General features: G+C 46.9%; 2 tRNA genes and 2 rRNA genes. All 4 read left to right on the top strand.

The annotated features are described in order from the left end of the window. The first annotated feature begins 309 nt into the window (after positions 1–309). The 4 genes from M2372_RS25485 (at position 310) to M2372_RS25470 (ending at position 5,233) form a co-directional block, all read left to right on the top strand. A 16S ribosomal RNA gene (locus tag M2372_RS25485) occupies positions 310–1,826 on the top strand. Positions 1,827–2,041: 215 nt separating this feature from the next. Further along, a tRNA-Ile gene (locus M2372_RS25480) sits at positions 2,042–2,115 on the top strand. An 83-nt stretch (positions 2,116–2,198) separates the two neighbouring features. Beyond that, a tRNA-Ala gene (locus M2372_RS25475) sits at positions 2,199–2,272 on the top strand. A 203-nt stretch (positions 2,273–2,475) separates the two neighbouring features. Continuing rightward, positions 2,476–5,233, top strand: a 23S ribosomal RNA gene (locus M2372_RS25470). The 16S and 23S rRNA genes sit together here with 2 tRNA genes alongside, the layout of an rRNA operon. Positions 5,234–5,247 lie beyond the last annotated feature (14 nt).

Below are 5,247 nucleotides of genomic sequence, written 5' to 3'. Positions count from 1 at the left end.
TTTAAAAAGTTGCGGGTTAAAATAAAGTTTGTATCTTTGCAGTCCCAATAAAACGGGAGCGCAGGAGTAGAGAGATTGAGGGTTTTGGAAAGGAGTTAAGGTTATCAAAAAACTTTAAAATTTTCTTTCAAAACATTTGGTCAAATCAAAATAAAGTTTTACTTTTGCACTCGCAAATATGGAGCGCCACTGACAGAAGAGAGTGCTTCATTATAAAGCGAAAGATATAAAGATCATTGACATACAATATAACAACCAAGTAAGGAAAAACTAAAGCGTTAAAAAACTTTGAGTGAGTCAGACAAACATACAATGGAGAGTTTGATCCTGGCTCAGGATGAACGCTAGCGGGAGGCCTAACACATGCAAGCCGAGCGGTATTGTTTCTTCGGAAATGAGAGAGCGGCGTACGGGTGCGGAACACGTGTGCAACCTGCCTTTATCTGGGGGATAGCCTTTCGAAAGGAAGATTAATACCCCATAATATATTGAATGGCATCATTCGATATTGAAAACTCCGGTGGATAGAGATGGGCACGCGCAAGATTAGATAGTTGGTGAGGTAACGGCTCACCAAGTCTGCGATCTTTAGGGGGCCTGAGAGGGTGATCCCCCACACTGGTACTGAGACACGGACCAGACTCCTACGGGAGGCAGCAGTGAGGAATATTGGACAATGGGTGAGAGCCTGATCCAGCCATCCCGCGTGAAGGACGACGGCCCTATGGGTTGTAAACTTCTTTTGTATAGGGATAAACCTAGATACGTGTATCTAGCTGAAGGTACTATACGAATAAGCACCGGCTAACTCCGTGCCAGCAGCCGCGGTAATACGGAGGGTGCAAGCGTTATCCGGATTTATTGGGTTTAAAGGGTCCGTAGGCGGATCTGTAAGTCAGTGGTGAAATCTCACAGCTTAACTGTGAAACTGCCATTGATACTGCAGGTCTTGAGTGTTGTTGAAGTAGCTGGAATAAGTAGTGTAGCGGTGAAATGCATAGATATTACTTAGAACACCAATTGCGAAGGCAGGTTACTAAGCAACAACTGACGCTGATGGACGAAAGCGTGGGGAGCGAACAGGATTAGATACCCTGGTAGTCCACGCCGTAAACGATGCTAACTCGTTTTTGGGACTTCGGTTTCAGAGACTAAGCGAAAGTGATAAGTTAGCCACCTGGGGAGTACGTTCGCAAGAATGAAACTCAAAGGAATTGACGGGGGCCCGCACAAGCGGTGGATTATGTGGTTTAATTCGATGATACGCGAGGAACCTTACCAAGGCTTAAATGGGAAATGACAGGTTTAGAAATAGACTTTTCTTCGGACATTTTTCAAGGTGCTGCATGGTTGTCGTCAGCTCGTGCCGTGAGGTGTTAGGTTAAGTCCTGCAACGAGCGCAACCCCTGTCACTAGTTGCCATCATTAAGTTGGGGACTCTAGTGAGACTGCCTACGCAAGTAGAGAGGAAGGTGGGGATGACGTCAAATCATCACGGCCCTTACGCCTTGGGCCACACACGTAATACAATGGCCAGTACAGAGGGCAGCTACACAGCGATGTGATGCAAATCTCGAAAGCTGGTCTCAGTTCGGATTGGAGTCTGCAACTCGACTCTATGAAGCTGGAATCGCTAGTAATCGCGCATCAGCCATGGCGCGGTGAATACGTTCCCGGGCCTTGTACACACCGCCCGTCAAGCCATGGAAGTCTGGGGTACCTGAAGTCGGTGACCGTAACAGGAGCTGCCTAGGGTAAAACAGGTAACTAGGGCTAAGTCGTAACAAGGTAGCCGTACCGGAAGGTGCGGCTGGAACATCTCATTTTAGAGCGTCTTTAGACGATAAACAAAATAGTGTCCTAGACACAAAGTACTTGTTCAAAGTAAAGCTTTAGTTTTTTGTTTGGTTGATTATATTAAAAATACAAAACCCACTAGAAATTAGTATAGGGAAGAGATACAAGAGCCCAGAGCCAAGAATCAAGACGAATGAAAAAGTTTTGTATCTAGCATCTAGGATCTGTTAGTCTAAAAAAAGACAGTCTCGTAGCTCAGCTGGTTAGAGCGCTACACTGATAATGTAGAGGTCGGCAGTTCGAGCCTGCCCGAGACTACTAATTAAAGCGGCTGGCAAATAGCTTATAGCTGATGGCAATAAAGCCAAAAGCAAGAAGCAAATGGCCAACAGCAACTAGAGGGGGAATTAGCTCAGCTGGCTAGAGCGCCTGCCTTGCACGCAGGAGGTCAAGGGTTCGACTCCCTTATTCTCCACAGTTTTGGAAGACTGATTTAAAAGTTACGGATAGAGCCAAAAACAATATTCGTTCATCAGTTGGACAAGAAGACATTAAGATCATTGACATTAACGGTAAAGACATCACAAAGAGATAACCGAGCACTTTCGAGTGCCGAGTTTATAAAAATATCGATAAATTAAATTTTATCAAAAAATACTGAACTAATTTAATATTAGGAAAGAAATCGTTAAGGGCGTATGGCGGATGCCTAGGCTTTCAGAGGCGACGAAGGACGTGGTAAGCTGCGAAAAGCTGCGGGGATTGGCACACACGAATTGATCCGCAGATGTCCGAATGGGGCAACCCGGCTGGTTGAAGACCAGTCACCTCGTAAGAGGAGCAAACCCGGAGAACTGAAACATCTAAGTACCCGGAGGAAAAGAAATCGAAGAGATTCCGTAAGTAGTGGCGAGCGAAAGCGGATTAGCCCAAAAGCTAATTTATGTTTAATAGAATGTTCTGGAAAGAACAGCCATAGAGGGTGATAGCCCCGTATATGAAAGGCATATTTAAGTGATAAATGAGTAGGGCGGGACACGTGAAATCCTGTCTGAATATGGGGGGACCATCCTCCAAGGCTAAATACTCCTGAAAGACCGATAGTGAACAAGTACTGTGAAGGAAAGGTGAAAAGCACTTCGAATAGAAGGGTGAAATAGAACCTGAAACCGTACGCCTACAAGCGGTCGGAGCACCTATATGGTGTGACGGCGTGCCTTTTGCATAATGAGCCTACGAGTTAATTTTACTAGCGAGGTTAAGGTATTAAGTACCGGAGCCGGAGCGAAAGCGAGTCTGAATAGGGCGTATAGTTAGTAGGATTAGACGCGAAACCTTGTGATCTACCCATGGGCAGGTTGAAGCTCTGGTAACACAGAGTGGAGGACCGAACCGGTTGACGTTGAAAAGTCTTCGGATGACCTGTGGGTAGGGGTGAAAGGCCAATCAAACTGGGAGATAGCTCGTACTCTCCGAAATGCATTTAGGTGCAGCGTCGTATATAAGTTTATTAGAGGTAGAGCTACTGATTGGATGCGGGGGAGTCAAATCCTACCAATTCCTGACAAACTCCGAATGCTAATAAATGTTCTACGGCAGTGAGGGCATGGGTGCTAAGGTCCATGTCCGAGAGGGAAAGAACCCAGACCAACAGCTAAGGTCCCAAAATATATGTTAAGTTGAAGCAACGCGGTTGGACTGCATTGACAGCTAGGATGTTGGCTTGGAAGCAGCCATTCATTTAAAGAGTGCGTAACAGCTCACTAGTCGAGCGGTCCGGCATGGATAATAATCGGGCATAAACATATTACCGAAGCTATGGATTTGTATTTTAGATACATCTGGTAGGAGAGCATTCTATTTGCGCCGAAGCAGTACTGTGAGGTATTGTGGAGCGGATAGAAAAGAAAATGTAGGCATAAGTAACGATAAAGCGGGCGAGAAACCCGCTCACCGAAAGACTAAGGTTTCCTCAGCCATGCTAATCAGCTGAGGGTTAGTCGGGACCTAACGCGAACCCGAACGGGGAAGTGGATGGACAATGGGTTAATATTCCCATACTTGCTCACACTAAAAAGGGGACGGAGTGCCGTACTTACTGGAGACTGACGGAATAGTCAAGGCCTAGCCTTCGGGCGAAGCTGCTGTAGGGAAAGTGCTTCCAAGAAAAGCCGAAGTGAAGCAACCCGTACCAAAACCGACACAGGTAGTCGAGGAGAGAATCCTAAGGTGCTAGAGTGAATCATGGTTAAGGAACTAGGCAAAATAGTCTCGTAACTTCGGGAGAAGAGACGCCATCAGCAATGGTGGCCGCAGTAAAGAGGCCCAGGCGACTGTTTATCAAAAACACAGGACTCTGCAAAATCGAAAGATGCAGTATAGGGTCTGACACCTGCCCGGTGCTGGAAGGTTAAGGAAGGTGCTTAGGGTTAAACCGAAGGCATTGACTGAAGCCCCAGTAAACGGCGGCCGTAACTATAACGGTCCTAAGGTAGCGAAATTCCTTGTCGGGTAAGTTCCGACCTGCACGAATGGTGTAACGATCTGGGCACTGTCTCAACCATGAGCTCTGTGAAATTGTAGTATCGGTGAAGATGCCGATTACCCGCAATGGGACGAAAAGACCCTGTGAACCTTTACTATAACTTCGTATTGACTTTGAGTAAGTAATGTGTAGGATAGGTGGGAGGCTTTGAAGCTTGCACGCTAGTGTAGGTGGAGCCAACGTTGAAATACCACCCTTTACTTACTTGGAGCCTAACTTCTTTTAGAAGGACATTGCGTGGTGGGTAGTTTGACTGGGGTGGTCGCCTCCAAAAGAGTAACGGAGGCTTTCAAAGGTACCCTCAGCACGCTTGGTAACCGTGCGTAGAGTGTAATGGCATAAGGGTGCTTGACTGTGAGACCTACAAGTCGATCAGGTGCGAAAGCAGGACATAGTGATCCGGTGGTTCCGTATGGAAGGGCCATCGCTCATAGGATAAAAGGTACTCCGGGGATAACAGGCTAGTCTCCCCCAAGAGCTCACATCGACGGGGAGGTTCGGCACCTCGATGTCGGCTCGTCACATCCTGGGGCTGGAGAAGGTCCCAAGGGTTGGGCTGTTCGCCCATTAAAGTGGCACGCGAGCTGGGTTCAGAACGTCGTGAGACAGTTCGGTCTCTATCTATTGCGGGCGTTAGATGTTTGAGAGGGCTTGATTCTAGTACGAGAGGACCGAATTGAACAAACCTCTGGTGTATCAGTTGTACCGCCAGGTGCACTGCTGAGTAGCTACGTTTGGAAGAGATAAGCACTGAAGGCATATAAGTGCGAAACTCGCCTCAAGATGAGACATCTTTTAAGGGTCGTTGGAGATGACGACGTTGATAGGCTACAGGTGTAAAGACAGTAATGTCATAGCCGAGTAGTACTAATTACCCGTAGATTTATAGCCTGATATGGCGCACG

Origin of the sequence: Chryseobacterium sp. BIGb0232 (assembly GCF_024810195.1) — a bacterium.
Taxonomy (GTDB): domain Bacteria; phylum Bacteroidota; class Bacteroidia; order Flavobacteriales; family Weeksellaceae; genus Chryseobacterium; species Chryseobacterium pennae.
The sequence above is the reverse complement of the archived record's forward strand: the minus strand, read 5'-3'. Positions and strand labels throughout refer to the sequence as shown.